The organism is Algoriphagus terrigena DSM 22685 (assembly GCF_000429445.1).
Classification (GTDB): domain Bacteria; phylum Bacteroidota; class Bacteroidia; order Cytophagales; family Cyclobacteriaceae; genus Algoriphagus; species Algoriphagus terrigena.
The window spans coordinates 1-18,446 of sequence record NZ_AUBW01000031.1; the positions used below are offsets into that span (position 1 = coordinate 1).

At 48.3% G+C, this 18,446-nt stretch carries 11 protein-coding genes; 8 read left to right on the forward strand and 3 right to left on the reverse strand.

The annotated features are described in order from the left end of the window. Positions 1 to 104 precede the first annotated feature (104 nt). The 3 genes from G459_RS0121950 to G459_RS0121960 all read right to left on the reverse strand — a co-directional run bounded on the left by G459_RS0121950 (position 105) and on the right by G459_RS0121960 (position 3,017). Positions 105 to 1,676 (reverse strand): Rne/Rng family ribonuclease, encoded by a 1,572-nt coding sequence (locus G459_RS0121950; protein WP_026969547.1) that lies wholly within the window; start codon positions 1,674 to 1,676, stop codon positions 105 to 107. A 187-nt stretch (positions 1,677 to 1,863) separates the two neighbouring features. Then, positions 1,864 to 2,691, reverse strand: coding sequence for a tetratricopeptide repeat protein (locus tag G459_RS0121955; protein WP_026969548.1), 828 nt, complete (start codon positions 2,689 to 2,691; stop codon positions 1,864 to 1,866). 17 nt (positions 2,692 to 2,708) lie between these two features. Beyond that, entirely contained in the window at positions 2,709 to 3,017 is a 309-nt protein-coding gene (locus G459_RS0121960; protein ID WP_026969549.1) for an HU family DNA-binding protein, read from the reverse strand. Between the two features lie 145 nt (positions 3,018 to 3,162). Here G459_RS0121960 and mutY point away from each other — a divergent pair, with 145 nt between their 5' ends. The 8 genes from mutY to G459_RS0122005 all read left to right on the forward strand — a co-directional run bounded on the left by mutY (position 3,163) and on the right by G459_RS0122005 (position 18,442). Continuing rightward, positions 3,163 to 4,218: an A/G-specific adenine glycosylase gene (gene mutY / locus G459_RS0121965; RefSeq protein ID WP_026969550.1), complete on the forward strand. Its 1,056-nt coding sequence runs from the start codon at positions 3,163 to 3,165 to the stop codon at positions 4,216 to 4,218. A 44-nt stretch (positions 4,219 to 4,262) separates the two neighbouring features. Then, entirely contained in the window at positions 4,263 to 4,727 is a 465-nt protein-coding gene (locus G459_RS0121970; RefSeq protein ID WP_026969551.1) for a single-stranded DNA-binding protein, read from the forward strand. Positions 4,728 to 4,801: 74 nt separating this feature from the next. Next, a complete protein-coding gene (gene gldE / locus G459_RS0121975) occupies positions 4,802 to 6,151 on the forward strand; it encodes a gliding motility-associated protein GldE (RefSeq protein WP_026969552.1) in 1,350 nt (449 codons plus the stop codon). 395 nt (positions 6,152 to 6,546) lie between these two features. Further along, the gene (gene gltB / locus G459_RS0121985) at positions 6,547 to 11,037 is read left to right on the forward strand and encodes a glutamate synthase large subunit (protein WP_026969553.1); all 4,491 of its coding nucleotides are present in this window, start codon (positions 6,547 to 6,549) and stop codon (positions 11,035 to 11,037) included. Between the two features lies 1 nt (position 11,038). Beyond that, on the forward strand, positions 11,039 to 12,511 hold the full coding sequence (locus G459_RS0121990; RefSeq protein ID WP_026969554.1) for a glutamate synthase subunit beta: 1,473 nt from the start codon (positions 11,039 to 11,041) through the stop codon (positions 12,509 to 12,511). A 424-nt stretch (positions 12,512 to 12,935) separates the two neighbouring features. Next, positions 12,936 to 16,370, forward strand: a complete 3,435-nt coding sequence (locus tag G459_RS0121995; protein WP_035456660.1) for a PVC-type heme-binding CxxCH protein — start codon at positions 12,936 to 12,938, stop codon at positions 16,368 to 16,370. Between the two features lie 2 nt (positions 16,371 to 16,372). Beyond that, positions 16,373 to 17,233, forward strand: coding sequence for a sugar phosphate isomerase/epimerase family protein (locus G459_RS0122000; protein WP_026969556.1), 861 nt, complete (start codon positions 16,373 to 16,375; stop codon positions 17,231 to 17,233). Positions 17,234 to 17,323: 90 nt separating this feature from the next. After that, positions 17,324 to 18,442 carry a Gfo/Idh/MocA family protein gene (locus G459_RS0122005; protein ID WP_026969557.1) on the forward strand — a complete coding sequence of 373 codons (1,119 nt, stop codon included), beginning with the start codon at positions 17,324 to 17,326 and terminating at the stop codon, positions 18,440 to 18,442. Positions 18,443 to 18,446: the final 4 nt, after the last annotated feature.

An 18,446-nucleotide genomic window follows, 5' to 3' on the forward strand; every position in this document is an offset into this window, starting at 1 on the left:
ACGTAGAAAAAACTTTTCTCTAAAGAAAAAACTTAGCCAAAACTGATGTCCTGGAACAACTATGGGGTAAGCTAACCAGACTTTCAGAAAAAAAAAAGCGAGACTTACTCAGTCTCGCTTTTTACTTGTAGTTCGATTTCTTCACCAGATTCATCTAGAAATCTGTATTCCGTCACGGGTAGGGAAGAATCTCTGATCAGTTTTATCCATTTGTAATATTTGAAAAACCACCTCATCCGCTGGCTAATCAGGCCTTGGGTGAAGTATGCGTGCAGATAGGGATGCAGCCCAATTTGTATTTTCGCCACGTTCTGAATGGTGGCAATGTGCTGGAGATCGTGCTCCAACTTGTCGGCGATCAGGATCGAAGCCTGGATCTTGCCGGTACCGTTGCACGATGGGCAGGTTTCCTTGGTCACAATGTTGACCTCTGGTCTTACCCGCTGCCGGGTGATCTGCATGAGCCCAAATTTGCTCAGAGGCAATACGGTATGCTTGGACCTGTCAGTTTTCATCTCCTGCATCATCACTTCGTAGATCGCCTTTTTGTTTTCGGCCTTCTTCATGTCAATGAAGTCTACGACGATGATTCCCCCCATATCCCGGAGGCGGAGCTGTCTGGCAATTTCTTTAGCAGCGACCATGTTGGTTTTGAGTGCTGTAGATTCCTGGTCGCTTTCTTGGTTGGACTTATTGCCACTGTTTACGTCGATGACGTGCAGGGCCTCGGTATGTTCGATGATGACATAGCCGCCCTGAGGCAAGCTTACCGTCTGTCCAAACAGGCTTTTGATTTGCTTTTCGATTCCAAAGCTTTCAAACAGCTTCACTTTTCCGTGGTGCAGTTTGACAATTTTTTCTTTTTCAGGGGCTATTGACCTGATGTAGGATCTGATCTGATCGTAGGTAGATTCTTCTTCTACGGTGATTGCGTCGAATGATTCGTTGAGCAGGTCCCTGATTAGTGAGGAGGCCATGCTCATCTCTCCGATGATTTTATCCCGGCTTTTGGCCTTCAGCAATTTTTTCATCCCGCCTTCCCATGAATCGAGAAGGTTTCGAAGGTCTTTGTCAAGTTCCGTCACGGACTGTCCTTCGGCCACTGTTCGGATGATTACTCCGAAATTGGCAGGCTTGATTGAATTGATGAGTCTGAGAAGCCTTTTGCGTTCTTCGTTGCTGCGTATTTTCTTGGATACATTGACTGTATCGGAGAAAGGTACCAGCACCAAGTAACGTCCGGGCAGAGAGAGCTCGCAGGATAGTCGGGGGCCTTTGGTTGAAATGGGTTCTTTGACGACCTGTACCAACACTTGGTTGGTCTTGGATAGGACTTTCTCGATCTTGCCGATCTTGTCTATCTCAGGTTCGTTTTCGAATCCTTTCAGCAGATAATTCTGGTAGTTGTTGTTGCGCACCATCTTGGTGAACTTCAACATGGAATTGACATTTGGGCCAAGGTCCTGGTAGTGAAGAAAGGCGTCTTTCTCATAACCTACATCAATGAACGCAGCATTGAGTCCATTGACGATCTTGCGGACCGTGCCCAGATAGATGTCACCTACCTTAAACTGGTTGTCCATCCCTTCGGAATGAAGCTCAAGCAGTTGCTTATCTTGCAGCAGGGCAATCCGACTTCCGTTTTGAGCAGAATCGATTAACAATTCCGTACTCAAAATTTCGTCATGTAATAATATGTAAATGAACGTTTGTTGTTAAAAACAGGAAAAGAAGAAGTGTATTACTTCTTCTTATGTCTGTTTTTTCTAAGTCTCTTCTTACGCTTGTGCGTAGCGATCTTATGTCTCTTTCTTTTCTTACCGCAAGGCATAGTTTTTAGAATTTAAGTTGTGTAATACTGATTTATAGCTTGTCAAGGTAGGTTTGAACACTCTCCAAGATTACCGAATCCTGGGTCATCTTCTTCACTTCCTCAAACTGCGCTTTCGCTTTGTTTTTCTCTTTCGACTCGAAATAACTTACCGCCAGATAAAACTGCCCCTGCAGATTATCCGGATGGTACTTCACCAATTCTTCAAATCGTTCAGCCGCACGCTTGTACTGTCCTGACTGCATGGAGAGGACTCCCATGTTGAACAGCCCATCCTCATTTTGTGGATCTGCCTCGAGAATTTCTCTCATCATGGCAATTCCCTGCATTGGGTTGGCCGAAGATACATAAGTCATCGCCACTTTGGTCTTCAAATCCAATCGGCTCGGATCTTTTTCCAAAACCTGATTGAGATAAGTCCTGGTCTTTTCGGCTAGATTCTCCACTTTGGCTTTGTCCAAAGCAAAAGAATAAGCCTCATAGTAGGCCTTACCCGCTTCCTCGATCAACTCAAGATTTGTTGGATTTAGCACGACTACCTCCTCCAGGATGTAGGCTGCGCTGTCAAACATTCCCTCTTTCTGATAGATCGCCGCCAGAGATTTTCCAGCTGCACTTATCTCAGAAGGATCCTTGGCCGAGGCCAAAGTTGCTCTCAACTGATCCGCTTCTGAGCGATTTTCGGAAGAAAGCTCATTCTCATGCATTCCGGCGACGTCTGAGGCTGAGGTTTCCGGTGCGCTGGAATCTTCAACAGATGTCGTGCCCGCCTCATTGTCTACTACCACCTTTGGCAAGGCGTATAATCCGACAATGGTACAAACTCCTACAACGATGAGAATGAGCTGTGATTTTTTCATGTCAATCTGCCTAAGACTTAGTCTTGAGGAGCCAATTGCTTGATTTTTTTACTGTTCTTAATTTTCTCTACAAACACTTTAGATGGCTTAAATGCCGGGATGTAGTGCTCGTCGATTACGATCGCTGTATTTTTGGAGATGTTACGTGCAATTTTCTTAGCTCTCTTCTTATTGATGAAGCTACCGAATCCTCTCACATAGATGTTTTCTCCATCAGACATGGAATCCTTCACTACTTTGAAGAACGCCTCAATGGCTTGTGTCACATCATCCTTTTGGATTCCTGTCTTGTCTGAAATCTTGGTGATTACTTCTGCTTTAGTCACAGTGTTTTTAATTTAGAAATTACGAAATAAGCTTAACAACCTATTAACCAAGTGTTTTTGGGACTGCAAATGTACGATAACCAACTCAATTAAAAAACATTATCAAAAAAATTCCCTTGGTTTGCACCCGAAATATTTCATCCAAATGAATCTTAAAACCTCTGAAAATCAGGTATTTTCCGCTCATATAATTTCTTGGTATCGAGCCAATCCGAGGGATCTGCCTTGGAGAGGAACTGCCGATCCGTACAGAATATGGCTTTCAGAAATCATCCTCCAGCAAACCCGTGTGACCCAGGGATTACCTTATTATTACGCCTTCTCGGATGCCTACCCGACCGTAAGGGAGCTGGCTTTGGCTCCAGAGACCGAGGTGCTTCGCCTCTGGCAGGGATTGGGATATTATAGCCGGGCGCGAAATCTCCACGCATGTGCCAAGTACATCTGGCATGAATTGGGCGGCAACTTTCCAAATACGTATCAAAGTCTCCTCTTATTAAAAGGCGTGGGAAGCTATACCGCCGCAGCTATCTCCAGCTTTGCCTTTGGCGAGGCCAAAGCTGTGGTAGACGGCAACGTCTTTCGGGTGTTGGCACGGTACTTTGGGATTGCCACGGACATCGCCTCCGGCAAAGCAAAAAAAGAATTTGAAGCGCTGGCAAACGAACTGATCCCAAAGGATAATCCCGGAGAATTCAATCAGGCCATGATGGACTTTGGCTCCAGGCAATGCACTCCTCAAAATCCGGATTGCGAAAGCTGCCCGCTGAAGTCGTCTTGCTTCGCTTTTCAAAATGATCTCATTAAGGAGCTTCCTGTCAAGATCAATAAGACAAAAGTAAAGGAAAGGGACTTCCATTATTTTGTGATTCGATGCGGAGAAGACTGGGTTTGGAAAAAAAGAACCGCCGGAGATATCTGGGAGGGTCTTCATGATTTTCCCCAGTCAGAAAAAGCACCCGTTTCCATCTCAAAGATCTCAGAAGCCGAGCCCAGTCCTTTTCCAAAAAAATACCGACACATTCTGTCGCATCAAAAACTCAATGCAAGTTTTTCAGAGCTGCAAATTCCGATCGAAAGATACCCGGATCTTGCCGAATGGTGTGAAAATGAAGGATATATGCTGGTAGCAGAAAAGGAAATTGAGTATCTGGCCAAACCTAAATTAATCGTGAATTTTTTGAACGATCAGGGGATTTAGGTAACTTCAATCATTCATATTTTTCAACCTAAACAAACGCAATTATGGCTGGAGTAAACAAAGTAATATTGGTAGGAAACCTCGGGGCAGATCCAGAGGTAAAGTATCTCGAAGGAGACAAGGCCGTGGCAAAACTTAGACTGGCCACGACAGAGTCTTATAAAGACAAAAGCGGAAACCGGGTAGAGCAGACCGAATGGCATGATCTGGAGATGTGGGACGGCCAGGCAAAGATCGCCGAGCAATACCTCAAAAAAGGGTCACAGCTCTACGTAGAAGGGAAAATAAAGACAGACACTTGGCAGGACGACCAGGGGCAAAACCGGTACCGAACCAAAATTCGGGTACAGAGCTTCACCATGCTAGGCGGTAAGCCAGACGGGGCCGGTGGGAGCCAACCATCCGGAAACTCTGCTCCGGCTTATGCTAAACCCGCAGCCACTGCAAGCGCGGCAAATTCAGGCCCTGATTTGGTATTGGATGATTCAGACGATGATCTGCCATTTTAATTGATATCGAGTTCCCCTGAAGTTGATTTTCAGGGGAATTATTTATTTTTGCCTCAAACATCTTTTACTCCTTCATGGACGACCCCTACCCGAGTTACTACCTGATTGCACAGATTACCGAGCCATCATTTAGTTATTTCTTTATCAATGGATTGATTTTAGTCCTTCTCTTGATAGGGTCAGCCCTTGCCTCCGGCTCCGAGGTGGCATTTTTTTCCCTCAACAATGAAGAAATCGCGTCCCTTCAGGAATCAGATCCCGAAAGAGGCCGTCTCGTTGCCAATCTCCTTTCCAATCCAAAGAAGCTCCTCAGCACCATTCTGATTCTAAACAATCTGATCAATATTGCGATCGTCACCCTGACGACGTTTGTATCCTGGTCCGTATTTGGAATGAATGATACAGGTATAGTAGTGATCTTGGTTCAGACGGTGGGCGTTACGTTTGCGATTGTATTCTTCGGTGAGATCGTGCCAAAAGTGTATGCCAATCAGGCAAGAATGTCCTTTGCGCTTTCGTTGGCTCCGATTTTGGCCTTCTTTTCTTCGTTACTCAAGCCGGTCTCCTGGTTTCTCATGTCTTTCAGCAGTTTGATTGAAAAGCGGGTGGAACAAAGAGGGTATTCGCTGTCAGTCGGCGAATTGAATCAGGCGCTGGACCTTACCACCGAAGACACCCCTGACGAGGAAAAAGAAATTTTAAGAGGAATCGTGAATTTTGGGACGCTGTCGGTCAAGCAAGTGATGCGTAGCCGACTCGAAATCACCGCCGTGGACGTGGAGATGGATTTTCATGAGTTGATGGACAAGATCAACAAGAGCGGCTACTCCCGAATCCCCGTATTCGAGGAGACGATCGACAACATCCTGGGAGTCCTCTATATCAAAGATCTCCTACCCTACACCGACAAGGATGAAGACTTCCCCTGGAAGGATCTGATCCGAAAGAGCTTCTACGTCCCGGAAACCAAGAAGGTGGATTCACTTTTGAAGGACTTTCAAAAGATGCGTGTCCACATCGCGATCGTCGTGGACGAATACGGGGGAACGTCCGGCTTGGTCACCATGGAAGATTTGATCGAGGAGATCATCGGAGAGATTAACGACGAGTTTGACGACACCGACAATATCTTCTTTCAGGAGTTGGACAATGATACCTTTATTTTTGAAGGAAAGGTTTCCTTGAATGATTTTTGCAAAAAGCTGGAGCTGGACTCTCAACTCTTCGAAGAGGTGAAGGGTGAGAGTGAATCACTCGGAGGCCTCCTGCTGGAGCTAAACTCCAAGCTTCCTAAAAACGGCGCCAAAATACTGTTTGAGAACTTCGAGTTTACCGTATTGGCGGTAGATGCCCGCAAAATCAAGAAAGTCAAAGTACACCTCATCACGGGTGAAAAGGATAGCTCCAGCCATTTTTCTGACTAAACTGTAAATTTGCGATATTCTGTGTAATTTGAGTTTTACAGAATATTATTTCGACTTTTGAGATTAGATATACAATCCAACCTATCCCTCAATTTTTTTAAGGAATAAAAAATCAGAAAAAAATTTTCAAATTTTCTAAAAAATCCAGTTTCTCCACTTTTCCTGTGTTTTTCAGAAAAATTGGTTTGTTTTTCAACTCGAAGTGCGCTTTTTTATCCAATTAGTAGCGAATTTATTAGACTTTTTATCCAAAATTCCTTTTTGCTAAAAATCCAATAAAGCTCATCTTTATCATTGATACTTCATTTTTACACCTAGTTTATTGCCTAAATTTTAACAAAAGATTTTTTTTTTGTAATTTTTGGAAATTTTGAACCTATTTAAATCAAATAAGAATGCAAGAAGGTTTGTATCGATCGGAGTTTGAGCATGACTCCTGCGGTATAGGTGCGGTAGTAGATCTGAGCAACATACCTACTCATGAGACTATCAGCGATGCCTTATACATGCTTAGCAATATGGAGCATCGTGGCGGACGGGGATCAGACCCAAAGTCCGGAGACGGTGCCGGTATTTCTATTCAAGTCCCGCATCAGTTTCTAAGGGACGTCACAGCGCGTACGGAAATCAATCTGCCGGAGCCGGGATATTACGGTGTGGGCATGACCTTTTTCCCGAAAAACAAACAGCTCTATCATCGGTCAAAGGAACTCCTCAACACCCTAATTGAGGAAATGGGCTTCAATCTCATAGGCTATCGTGAGGTGCCTGTAGATGAGACCGTCCCTGGATCCGGAGCCTTGGAAGTAATGCCTAACATCGAGCAGCTGTTTGTCAGCCATAAGCAGGGCCTGACCGGGATTGAGCTCGAGCGAAAGCTGTATGTACTGAGAAATTTTGCCACCTCAGAGATCAACACCAAGATCCCGGGAGTAAACCACGCCTTTTACTTTGCCAGTCTGAGCAGCCTGACACTTGTATATAAAGGACAACTGAGGACAGATCAGGTTCTCGCCTTCTATAAGGATCTCCAAAATCCGAGAATCGAGTCGGCACTGGCCATCGTGCACTCGAGATTCTCCACCAATACCTTCCCCAATTGGAGACTGGCGCAGCCTTTCAGATTCCTGTCACATAATGGAGAGATCAACACCATTCGGGGTAACCTGAATAAGATGAAATCCAAAGAGGCATTGATGAAATCCAAGTTCTTCTCTGAAGAGGAACTGGCCAAGCTAATGCCGATTACCAACAAGCTCAACTCGGACTCTGCCAACCTTGATTCGATGGTGGAGTTGCTGACGCTGAGCGGCAGGTCTCTTCCGCATGCGATGATGATGCTCGTGCCGGAAGCCTGGCAGGACAATCAGGTCATGGACCGCGAGCGCAAAGCCTTCTATAAATTCCACGCGTCTTTGGTTGAGCCTTGGGACGGACCTGCAGCTTTGCTGTTCACTGACGGAAAATCAGTGGGCGCTACCCTTGACAGAAATGGACTCCGTCCACTCCGCTACTTCATTACCCGGGACAACCGACTGGTGCTTTCGTCTGAAGCCGGGGCATTGCCGATCCGGGAAGCAACGATTACAGAAAAAGGCCGAATCAGTCCAGGAAGGATGATGTGGGCTGACTTGGAAAAAGGCCGTGTGCTCTTTGACGAAGAGGTAAAAGGCGAAATCTGCAGCCGCCAGCCCTACGAAAAGTGGGTTAACGAAAACCGCACCAAGCTGCGGTTTGTCCCAGATCCCGAGGAGCTGGCACATCCCTATTCCATCGAAAACATCAAAAAGTGCCAGACAGTCTTTGGATATACTTCCGAAGAACTGAAGGTTATCCTCGCTCCGATGGGAGATACTGGCTACGAAGCAGTCGGATCCATGGGAGCAGATACGCCATTGGCCGTGCTTTCCAAGCAAAGTCAGCACATCTCCAACTACTTCAAACAGCTGTTTGCCCAGGTAAGCAATCCGCCTATCGATCCGATCAGAGAGCGCTTGGTGATGTCTTTGTTCACCCGAATAGGTGAGGGACACAACATTCTCGACGAAAGTCCGCAACATACAAAACAGATTCACATCTCTCAGCCGGTACTTTTGAATGAGGATTTGGAGAAAATCACCCGAATGGAGCATCTCGGCTATAGATCCAAGAAACTCTACGGGCATTTTGTCGCGGACCACAAGCCGGGTCGACTGCTGGAAGCCTTGGACAAACTGTGTCAGGAAGCAGAAGATGCCATCCATGAGGGCAAAAATGTGTTGATTCTCTCCGACAGAGAGAGTACAGAGGAGATGGCTCCGATACCTTCATTGCTTGCCATTGGTGCGGTTCATCAGCATTTGGTGAAAAAGAAAATCAGAACTCGAGCGGGAATTGTCCTCGAATCGGCTGATATCCGTGAGGTTCACCACTTCGCCACAGCGATCGGTTACGGTGTATCCGCCATCAATCCGTACCTCGCTCTTGAGTCACTGATGGAGTTGTTTGAAAAAGGTCAACTGCCAAAAGTCAAAGACCAGAAGACACTCTTCTCAAATTATCAGGATGCGGTAGGAAAAGGCCTGTTGAAAGTGCTTTCCAAGATGGGTATCTCCACCTTGCAATCTTATCAGGGTGCGCAAATATTCGAAGCGCTGGGCTTAGGACCGGATGTGATCGACCGATGCTTCAAAGGAACCATATCCAGAATCAGCGGGGTGTCATTTGACGAGCTGGCTGAGGAGATCTTGGTCCGTCATCACGCTGCATACGAAACTAACAGCCCAATCCTGGAAACAGGCGGAGTCTATCAGTGGAAGAGAAGAGGGGAAAAACACATGTTCAACCCCGAAACTATCCACCTGCTTCAGAAGTCCACCCGTCTGGGAGACTTTGAGCTATACAAAAAGTTCGCAGCCAAGATCAACGAGCAGACTAAGGATGCACTCACACTTCGGGGTCTTTTTGAATTCAAGAAAAGAATCAGCGTTCCGATCGAGGAAGTTGAGCCTGCAGAGAAAATCATGAGGCGATTTGCCACAGGCGCGATGTCTTTTGGATCTATCTCTCACGAAGCGCACAGCACCTTGGCGATCGCCATGAACCGCATCGGGGCAAAAAGCAACTCCGGTGAAGGAGGCGAGGACGAGATTCGCTACGACAAAAAGCCAAACGGCGACTGGGAGCGCTCTGCCATCAAGCAGGTAGCTTCAGGTCGATTCGGAGTGACCAGTCACTACTTGACCAACGCGGCTGAGCTTCAAATCAAGATGGCTCAAGGCGCCAAGCCAGGCGAAGGCGGTCAGCTCCCCGGACACAAAGTGGACGAATGGATCGGGCGCGTGCGACATTCCACTCCGGGAGTAGGATTGATCTCCCCTCCACCTCACCACGATATCTATTCGATCGAAGATTTGGCTCAGCTGATCTTCGATCTGAAAAATGCCAACAGAAAAGCCAGAATCAATGTGAAATTGGTTTCTCAGGCTGGGGTCGGTACAGTAGCGGCCGGTGTGGCCAAAGCTTCCGCTGACGTCATCTTGATTGCCGGAGCAGACGGCGGTACCGGAGCATCTCCACTGAGTTCAGTCCGCCACGCGGGCTTGCCATGGGAGCTTGGACTATCAGAAGCTCACCAGACTTTGGTGAAAAATAACTTGAGGAGCCGTGTCGTTCTCCAGACTGACGGCCAACTCAGAACAGGGCGTGATCTCGCAATCGCAACCCTCCTGGGAGCCGAAGAATGGGGAATCGCAACCGGCGCACTGGTAGTGGGTGGCTGTATCATGATGCGAAAGTGTCACCTCAACACCTGCCCGGTTGGCATCGCGACCCAAGATCCTGAACTTCGAAGACTATTTACCGGTGATCCGGATCACGTGGTTAACTACTTCAAATTCCTCGTGCAGGATTTGAGAGAAATCATGGCGTCATTGGGATTCCGTACCATCGACGAGATGGTTGGGCAAAGCCAGGTGCTTCAATCTACCGGTCACCTCAATCACTGGAAGTGGGACAAAGTTGACCTCTCTCCGATCTTTCATAAAGTGGAAGTACCGGATCATGTCGGAATCCACAAACAAATCGACCAGGAGTTTGAACTGAAAAAAGTACTGGATCGCCAGCTGATCAAAGCTGCAACGCCGGCTTTGGAACAAGCAATTCCGGTTTCCGGCAACTTCCAAATCAAAAATATCGACCGCTCTGTGGGCGCGATGCTTTCCAATGAAATCTCCAAAATCTACGGAGGCGTTGGCTTGCCGGAGGATACCGTTCACTTCAAGTTCAACGGTTCTGCCGGACAAACTTTCGGAGGATTCCTTGCAAAGGGGGTCAACTTCGAACTCGAAGGGGAAGCCAATGACTACTTTGGAAAGGGACTTTCCGGAGGAAAACTGATCGTCTACCCGAGCAGAAATGCCCGATTTGTCCCTGAGGAAAACATCATCATCGGCAACGTCGCCTTCTACGGAGCAACCTCCGGAGAAGCCTACATCAATGGCAAGGGCGGCGAGCGATTCTGTGTTAGAAACTCCGGCGTAAAAACGGTAGTCGAAGGAATCGGAGACCACGGATGTGAATACATGACCGGCGGACTTGTCATCAACTTGGGCGAAATCGGAAGAAACTTCGCGGCAGGTATGAGCGGAGGACTGGCCTATATCCTTAAGGATTACATCACGGAGATCAATACAGAAATGGTCGACCTTGATATCTTGGACGACGAAGATCTTGCTACAGTCAAAGCATTCCTCAAGCGGCATGTTAAACTGACCAACAGCGGTCTGGGCCAGCGATTCTTGGAAGATTGGGATCGAGCAAGAGAAAAGTTCGTCAAGGTAATTCCAAGAGACTACAAGGCCGTATTACTAAAAAGAGCACTAGAACAAGCTAAATCATTGGTGTAAGATGGGAGCGAAAGAAGGATTTATCCAATTCAAAAGAGAAACACCTGTAAGTCGTGATCCAAAAGAAAGAATCGGCGACTACAGAGAAATATATGAGCCTTTTTCGGGCGAAAGTTTAAACAATCAGGCAGCGCGTTGCATGGACTGCGGCGTACCATTTTGCCACAGCGGCTGTCCGCTTGGCAATGTCATTCCGGAGTTTAACGATGCAGTCTACAACAAGGAGTGGGGACAGGCAATCAGCATCTTGCGCAGCACCAACAACTTTCCGGAGTTCACGGGCAGAATCTGCCCGGCGCCCTGTGAAGCTAGCTGCGTGCTGGGAATCAACAAAGATCCCGTCGCGATCGAATTGATCGAGAAAAGCATCGCAGAGAAAGCCTACGAGCTTGGCCTGATCACAGCCAGTCCTCCTGCCAGCCGTACTGGAAAAAAAGTTGCAGTAGTTGGCTCTGGTCCTGCGGGACTTGCGGCAGCGGATCAGCTAAATCAGGCTGGTCACGAAGTTACCCTCTTCGAAAAAGACGCAAAAGTAGGAGGCCTACTCCGCTATGGCATCCCGGATTTCAAACTTGAAAAATGGGTTATTGACCGTCGTATAGAGCTTATGCGTGAGGAAGGGGTGATCTTTGCTACTAACACCGAGATCGGCAAAACGATCGAGGCAGACGAAATCCTGAAAAACTTCGATGCAGTGGTGCTTTCCACCGGTGCGCAACAGCCCCGTGGATTGAACATCAAAGGCGACAAGAACAAAGGCGTTCATTTTGCCATGGAGTTCCTTGGCAAACAAAATCAGGTGACAAGCGGCGAAGCCAGCGAAAACCACATCTCTGCCAAAGGCAAGCATGTGATTGTGATCGGCGGCGGTGACACCGGAAGCGACTGTATCGGCACATCCAACCGGCACGGTGCGGTTTCAATCACGCAGCTTGAGCTTCTACCTAAGCCTCCGAAGCAAAGAAACACGCTGAATCCATGGCCCGAATGGCCTATGACACTGAAAACCTCCAGCTCCCACGACGAAGGCGCTGAGCGGATATTTTCTATCCTGACCAAAGAATTTACGGGCAACGAAGCCGGGGAAGTTACCGGGCTGACGCTGGTAGATATCGAATGGAAAGAAAAGGGAGGCCGGATGACTTTCGAGGAGATTGAGGGTACGGAGAGAACCGTGCCTTGCGACTTGGCATTCATAGCCATCGGCTACATGGGTCCTGCCCAGAATGGGCTTCTGCAAGCTTTTGGCGCCGATACCATGGAAAACAGTCTTCCAAAATCAAAGAATTATCAAAGCACAAACCCGAAGGTATTTCTAGCCGGGGATATGCGAAGAGGTCAATCGCTGGTAGTTTGGGCGATCTCCGAAGGCAGAGAGACTGCCGTCAAAGTGGATGAGTATCTGATGGGATCATCAACTCTACCCCAGAAAGACGCGTCCTTCTTCCAAGTTGAAGAGCAAATCGCGGGATAATGTCAAGGCTATCCCCTCTGGGTTTGCCCTGACGTCCAATAGTACCCTGTTTAGTTGACCCACCTGCGATAGAAAGCCACCCACAAGGTGGCTTTCTTCATTTTCTGAACCGGCTCACTTTAAAAAGGCTAACGGCACCTTTCTCTTATGTGAGAACACGTGGCCAATAGTAAGATCCTCTCGGTGCAGGCGGTTGTCGCAGAGGTTTCTTGATGCATTCTTGCTGCTTTATTATACCAAAAGCTTGATCTGATCTAAGAATTTGACAAAATTCAGTCATTTATCAAGCTAAAACAGGTAAAATCGATCAAATTAAAACATGATTTTAGTAGCAAAAAAAAATTCGAATCCTCATATGATTTTCAAAAACCCAAAACTACCCAAGTCACCTTACGCATGTCTGGTGATTTTGCTGCTGGCCTTGATGGCTGGATGCGGCGGCAAAGGCAACAAAAACTTTCTTTCATCCTCCGATCCAAGACGTGTAGAAATACTCGTTCTCGGTCACGAAAGCGAGCATCACAATTCAGAGAAATTGATGATGTATTTGGAAACTCCCCTTTTCCAAAAAGGGATCAACCTCACCTACACCACGGACGTCAATGATCTCAACCTGGAAAAGCTGAACAACTACGACGGCTTGATGATCTATGCCAATCATGATCAGATCACGCCCGAGCAGGAAAGCGCGCTGACATCTTACGTGGAAAGCGGAAAAGCGTTGATTCCGATCCATTCGGCTTCTTTTTGTTTCCAAAATTCCCCTTGGTACATCGAGACAGTCGGCGGACAGTTCAGCACCCACGGCACGGGTGACTTCACGGCTACCATCGTCGATGCAACCCACCCGGTGATGCAGGGAATTGCAGAGTTTGAGACTTGGGATGAGACCTATGTCCACAGTCAGGTCAATCCCGACATGCACGTCCTGATGGAGCGCGTCGATGAAAAGGGCAAAGAGCCCTACACTTGGGTACGCGAGCAGGGCAACGGTCGCGTATTCTACACCGCGTACGGACACAATGAGAAAACTTGGGAGAAAAAAGACTTCCAAAACCTAGTGGCAAACGGAATCCTATGGGCGGTGGGAGATGATGTAAATGAGCTTTTAGCTGAATACAAAATCCCCCAGCCACAGTTTGAAGATGCAGATATTCCCAACTACGAAAAGCGGGACCCGGCACCGAGATTTCAGCTTCCGCTTTCTCCAGAAGAATCCATGAAATTGATCCAGGTTCCGGTAGGATTCGAGCTGGAACTGTTCGCTTCCGAGCCGATGATCATCAACCCGATGGCATTTGCTTGGGATGAGCGTGGTAGATTATTTGTGATCGAGACGACGGACTATCCAAATGAAATCCGCAAGGAAGGCGGCGACGACAAAATCAAGATTTTGGAAGACACCGACGGAGACGGCAAAGCCGATAAAGTGACTGTCTTTGCTGACAAATTGAATATCCCCACCTCGATCATGGCGGTCAATGGTGGAATCTTAATCTCGATGGCGCCTGATTTTGTGTTTCTAAAAGACACCGACGGTGACGATGTAGCAGACGTGCGGGAAGTAGTGATGACAGGCTGGGGCAAAAGCGACACACATGCCGGCCCGTCCAACCTGAAATATGGCTTTGACAATAAGATCTGGGGCGTATTGGGCTATTCAGGATTCAATGGTGAAGTGAGTGGGAAGCAGTTCAATTTCGGCCAAGGTGTTTACCGCTTTGAGCCTACCGGAGAAAATCTGGAATTTCTCGGACGCACGAGCAACAACACCTGGGGACTGGGATTCTCTGAAGATTTCGAAACGTTCATTTCCACCGCAAACGGCCAACACTCGGTTTACCTCGCTTTGGACAGCAAATACGCAAAGAGAACGGTCTACAAAGGCACGCCAAATACCGCTACAGGAATTGACTCGCACTACGACATGCCTCACATTACTCCGTTCCTGAGACAGGTCGACTGGCATGGAAGCTATACCGCAGCAGCCGGGCATAACCTCTATACGGCAAGAAATTTTCCAGAAGAATATTGGAACAAGATGGCTTTCGTAGCCGAACCGACCGGCCGGGTCCTCCACAATGCCCGACTGATCGAAGAAGGATCCGGATACAGAGAAAAAAATGCTTTCAACATCCTGGCCAGCTCTGACGAATGGTTTAGCCCCGTTCATGCCGAAGTTGGACCGGACGGTTCCCTTTGGGTGGCGGATTGGTACAACTTCATCATCCAACACAATCCTACCCCGCGTGGGTTTGAAAACGGAGAAGGAAACGCCTACATCAACCCAATGCGCGATAAGAAGCATGGCAGGATCTATCGACTCACCTACAAAGGCGGAGAATCCTCCAAGATGTTTGACCTGAAAGATGCGGATGCAGGTGACTTGCTCGTAGCTCTGAAAAGTGACAATATGTTTTGGCGACTGACCGCTCAGCGATTGATCGTGGAGAGTCAGAATAAAGAAGTATTGGATGGCCTGTATGAACTGATCAATGCTACTGACGTAGACTCGGCTGGCATCAATGGCCCCGCGATCAACGCGCTGTGGACTTTGAAAGGACTCGGCGAATTGGAAGGAACCAATGCTAAGGCACAAGAGGTAGTAGCCAAAGCTCTGAGCCATCCTTCGGCTGCGGTGAGAAAGAACGCCGTCAGAGTAATCCCGCGAAATCAAGCCGCTTTGGATGCGATTGTAGCAGCCAACCTGATGGAGGATGCTAATCTCCAGACCAGAAAAAATGCAATCCTGACTGTCTCTGAAATGCCTGCTTCAGACGAGATCTCCAAGAAACTTCTTGCAATCTCCGAGGATGATGCCAACTCAAAAGACGAGTATTTGCCACAGGCTATCTTCGCAGCTGCGCTGACACATCCGTCTGCGTTTGAGAGCAGAACTGCGGCACCTTCTACTGAGGCCGATTCTGTCATGAGTATCGCAGACCGTATCGCCAAAAGCTTGGTGTCCGAGTCATATACCATCAACCCGAGAAATTCACTCCTTTTCCCACCAGATCCTACCGGAAAGGAGATGACCATCGAGATGGAAGTTTCCCCTGGCAGAGAAGCGTTGGACGGAGTGTTGGTAGCGCAGGGAAACAGTACCAACGGCTACAGTCTGTATGTTTACAAAGACGCCATGCACTTTGCAGTCGCCCAAGACGGAGCCACCAAGATCATCAGCTCGCGTAAAAACCTGCCTTCCGAGAAATTCATCGTCAGCGCCACACTCCAAGAAGGCGGCAACATGACGCTGATGATCGACGGAAAAGAAGTGGCCAAGGGCAAGACAAAAGGTTTGTTCACCGGACCGCTCTCGCCTCAGAATGTTCGGGTAGGTCAGTTTGACTCCAACAACAATATTGGCGACTATCAAGGCAACTGGAGGTTCTCAGGAAGAATCGGCAATAACTCAAGCCTCGATCTCAAAAAGCCAGCCTCGGAGGAAGAGAAAAAAGAGGTAGCTACCGTTGAGACCGTGACAAACGGCCTGATCACGCTCACCGCTGTTCCCCATGAGATGAGATTTGACAAGCCAGCCTTCACTGTCAAGGCTGGCAGCAAACTGGTGGTGGACTTTGTCAACCCGGACTTTGTGCAGCACAACCTGATCATCGGCGCGATCAATTCCTTGGAAAAAATCGCTCAGGCCGCCGAAAAGATGGCCCAAAATCTGACCGGCATGGACAATAGCTTCGTGCCGGCCATCCCGGAAGTGCTTGCCTCGACTCAGTTGGTTTTCCCCAATACCACGGATTCCATCATTATGACTGTGCCAAGCCAAAAAGGTGACTATCCATTCGTTTGCACCCTTCCCAATCACTGGAAGCAGATGAACGGCGTCATGAGAGTGATATAAGGATGGCGCTTAACGTAAAGTTCGGAGTAAGCACATGGTTGTGGACTTCTCCTTTTTCCAATGATACGCTCAAGCTATTTCCAAAAATCAAAGAATTTGGGTACGACGCAGTCGAGATTCCGGTCGAAGATCCGGCACTGATCCATGTCGCTGACGTAAAAATGGCCCTGGCTGACCACGGGCTGGAAGCTGTGATCTGCGGAGCATTTGGCACCAGCCGGGATCTGACAAACGAAGACCCATCCTTTCACAGGACAAGCTTCGACTATCTGGATCGGTGCTTTGAGATCGCATCCGAGCTGGGCGCCAAATTCGTGGCCGGCCCCATGTATTCCGCGGTGGGAAAAGCCAGACTGGTATCCCCTGAGCAAAAGAAAGTCGAATGGGACCGTGCGGTCACTAACCTCCGGATCGTCTGCGAAAACGCCAGAAAATCCGGATTGGATATCGCATTAGAGACACTGAACAGATTCGAAACGGATCTGATCAACACCTGCGAGGAGCTGATGCGACTGATCGCAGACATCAATGAGCCCGAGGCGAAGGTGATCCTGGACGGCTTTCACATGAATATCGAGGAACCGAATCCAGAAGCCGCCATCCGACTTGCCGGGGACAAACTGATTCATTTCCAGGTCTCGGAAAACTACCGGGGAACCCCAGGCACTGGGCAGACTCCTTGGGATGCCTATAAGCGCGCATTGGAAGCGATCAATTATCAGGGAGTGATTTCTATCGAAAGCTTTACTCCCGAGGTAAAGGAGCTGGCAGGTGCGGTCTGCATCTGGAAGCCTTTGGTACCGAGCCAGGACGGCTTCGCCAAAGAAGGTCTGGAGTTTCTCAAGGCTTGGGCGGCGAAGTAAGTTGAAATTTGGGCAAAGCATGAACACCTGCTAAAAGCAAATGACTTTAAATTGAATAACCTTTTTTAAACCTTATTATTAAAAATCACCATGAGCAAAAGACCCTTGAATATAGCCATCGTCGGACTTGGATTCGGAGCCGAGTTTATTCCAATTTATCAGAAACATAAGCTGGCCAACATGTATGCGATCTGCCAGCGAAATAAAGAAAAGGCCGAAGAAATCGCCAAGGCTTTTGGCATCGAAAAAGTATACACAGACTACGATGAGCTGCTAGCAGATCCCAACGTAGACGCGGTACACATAAATACGCCGATCCAGAATCACGCAGAGCAATCGCTAAAAGCACTCAGAGCCGGCAAGCACGTGGCTTGCACTGTACCGATGGCGACTTCGGTGGAAGACTGTAAGGCAATCGTCGAGGAAGTTCAGCGCACCGGGCTGACCTACATGATGATGGAGACGGTGATCTACAGCCGTGAATTCCTGTTTGTGAAGGAAATGTACGAGAAGGGCGAGCTGGGCAAAATCCAGTTCCTGCGAGCGTCGCATCAACAGGAAATGGCCGGTTGGCCGGGTTATTGGGAGGGTCTTCCTCCGATGCACTACGCAACGCATTGTGTGGGGCCAGTTTTGGCTTTGCCAAAGGCGCAGGCCGAGTACGTCTCTTGCTTCGGGTCGGGTAGAATTGACGAGGAGTTGATTCCAAAGTACGGTTCGCCGTTCGCCATCGAGACCTGTCATATCAAATTCAAAGATTCTGATCTGTCTGCTGAAGTGACCAGGTCGCTTTTCAACACAGCCAGACAATACAGAGAGAGTTTCGATGTGTATGGTTCCAAAAAGTCGTTTGAATGGACGCTGGTCGAGCACGAGGATTCGGTGATCCACACCGGCGAAAGCCCTGAGCGGGTGAAAATCCCTGATTATGGACATTTGCTACCTGCGGAAATCGCCCCCTTCACGACGGCTGGCGTATACGACGGCGACGACAATCAGCACTTGTCGTTTATTCAAGGTTCCGGCCACGGCGGATCTCACCCACACCTGGTCAATGAATTCCTCAATGCATTGCACGAAGAAAGGGCTCCTTATCCCAACGCCAAAGAATCTGCAAACATCACCTGCGTGGGCATCCTCGCACACGAATCCGCCATGGAAGGTGGCAAAATCAAATACCTGCCAGCGTTCACGTTGATCGGACAGTGACAAA